2 protein-coding genes are annotated in these 1642 nt (G+C 60.0%); one reads left to right on the top strand and one right to left on the bottom strand.

Annotation, left to right across the window (positions count from 1 at the left end):
- Window positions 1–127 precede the first annotated feature (127 nt).
- Complete coding sequence (locus ACLJK8_RS22665; protein WP_413152671.1) at window positions 128–520, top strand: hypothetical protein; 393 nt, start codon at window positions 128–130, stop codon at window positions 518–520.
- A gap of 5 nt (window positions 521–525) precedes the next feature.
- Here ACLJK8_RS22665 and ACLJK8_RS22660 read toward each other — a convergent pair whose 3' ends face one another.
- On the bottom strand, window positions 526–1467 hold the full coding sequence (locus ACLJK8_RS22660; protein WP_413152670.1) for an IS1595 family transposase: 942 nt from the start codon (window positions 1465–1467) through the stop codon (window positions 526–528).
- Window positions 1468–1642 lie beyond the last annotated feature (175 nt).

Here is a 1642-nt window from a genome sequence, read left to right as displayed (position 1 = left end):
GCCGCAAGCGGGAAACTCTAGTCGGGCTACGCCCTCCCGCCGTTCCCCGCTTGCGGCGCCAAGTGGCCTACTTTTGCGCCGCCCAACGGCCTGGTTTTGCTCCGCCGTTGACAAGAGAACTAAGAATATGTTTCTTGAAGACGTTGATAATGCGCTCAATGCTGTTAGCATAGATGGGTTAACTATATCTCATAACACGCCGATATCTCCATCCTTGACGGATGTGGTCCCTGACTATGTTATCCGTAAAACTGGGGCACAAAAGCCAGTGGCGTTGTTTGTTGTTAGCCAGAATGACAAGCTTTGGCAGGCGATGCACCTGAAGGTAATTGCCGACTACGAGGCGCAGATCCCTGTATCTGTGGTGGCGTTACTCCAATCCGACCGAACGGGAAGCGCTAACCTCCGAGCCAAGGCAGACAACCGCTTGGATGCCGTTCCGAAATGGGAAGGTGACGAGACGGCTGCATTGGGCAGGATTTTCAGGGAGCTTGGCGTCCCGCCTTCCGCGTTGCACTAGGCGATTTAGTCAGGCCGGGCGTATGTCAGGCGCTTGCCAACCGCACCGGCTAGCGCCAAGCGGGCGCGCCCTTGGTCATCCACACCGTTTGCGATGCGGTTGTTATAGCGGAACTCGAACTCCGCGACGTAGCGGTGCAGGTGCTGCTTGCCGCAGTGCTGATAGACGCCCTTCATGCCGCGCTTGAAGATGGAGAAGTAGCCTTCGATGGTGTTGGTGTGGATGGTCTTGTCGTCGCTGCGGACGTACTCGCCAGCGCCGTGACGCACCACGCCGTGCTCCGCGAACTCGGGACCGATCGGCTTGTACTGGGAGGCTTCGTCGGTCATCAGGCGCGCCTCCTTGGCGATGTTCTCGCGCAGGATCGGGGCCAGCGTCTCGGATTTCAGATCGTCCACTACCATGCTGCGGACCTGCTTGGTGTCGCGATCCACGAGGGACAGAACCTTGTGCTTGTGGTGGTAGCCACGGCCCTTCTTCTCGCCCTTCGGCTTGATGGTACGGTCGTGACCGATGAAGGTTTCATCGACTTCCACCGCGCCGCCGCCCGCGCCGAACGGGGCCAGAGCGCCCGAGCGCATCGCCTCGCGGATACGATGCTCCATGAACCACGCCGTCTTGTAGGTGACGCCGAGCGTGCGGTGGAGCTGGTGCGAGCTGATGCCCTTCTTGCTCGCCGTCATCAGAACGATCGCCTGCACCCAAAGGTGCATCTTCACCTTGCTGTCCTCGAAGATCGTGCCGACCTTCACGGTGAACTGCTTCTTGCAGTCGCCGCAGCGCCACAGGCCGACGCGGATACGCTTCTCCGGGTTGGCCTTTACCTTCGTCACCCGCTCAGCGCCGCCGCAATGCAGGCAGATCGCACCGTTCGGCCACAGCACGCTTTCCACGAACTCGTGGGCGGTGGCTTCGTCGTGGAGGTACGGGGCGCTGAGGCTGGACATGGGCTATCTCCTTGATCCCACTATGCCAAACTTAGGCCGTGTTTGCAAGGTATATAATCGCCCTTTGAAGGGCGGTCGTGATTCACTGGCTCCGTCGAGATCGGAGGGGTGAGATGGAGCAGCGTTCCCTGTTCGGGTTGTCGGAGCACCTCGAGAAGCTGAGCGCGCACGGTGA

Origin of the sequence: Amaricoccus sp. W119 (assembly GCF_047275745.1) — a bacterium.
Lineage (GTDB): Bacteria > Pseudomonadota > Alphaproteobacteria > Rhodobacterales > Rhodobacteraceae > Amaricoccus.
Note: the sequence above shows the minus strand (reverse complement) of the source record. Positions and strands in the feature narration are given on the sequence as shown.

Bases quoted from the DNA above. Each gene is read 5' to 3' on its own strand.
- ACLJK8_RS22665 (WP_413152671.1), top strand. From the start codon at position 128: ATGTTTCTTGAAGACGTTGATAATGCGCTCAATGCTGTTAGCATAGAT.
- ACLJK8_RS22660 (WP_413152670.1), bottom strand. From the start codon at position 1,467: ATGTCCAGCCTCAGCGCCCCGTACCTCCACGACGAAGCCACCGCCCAC.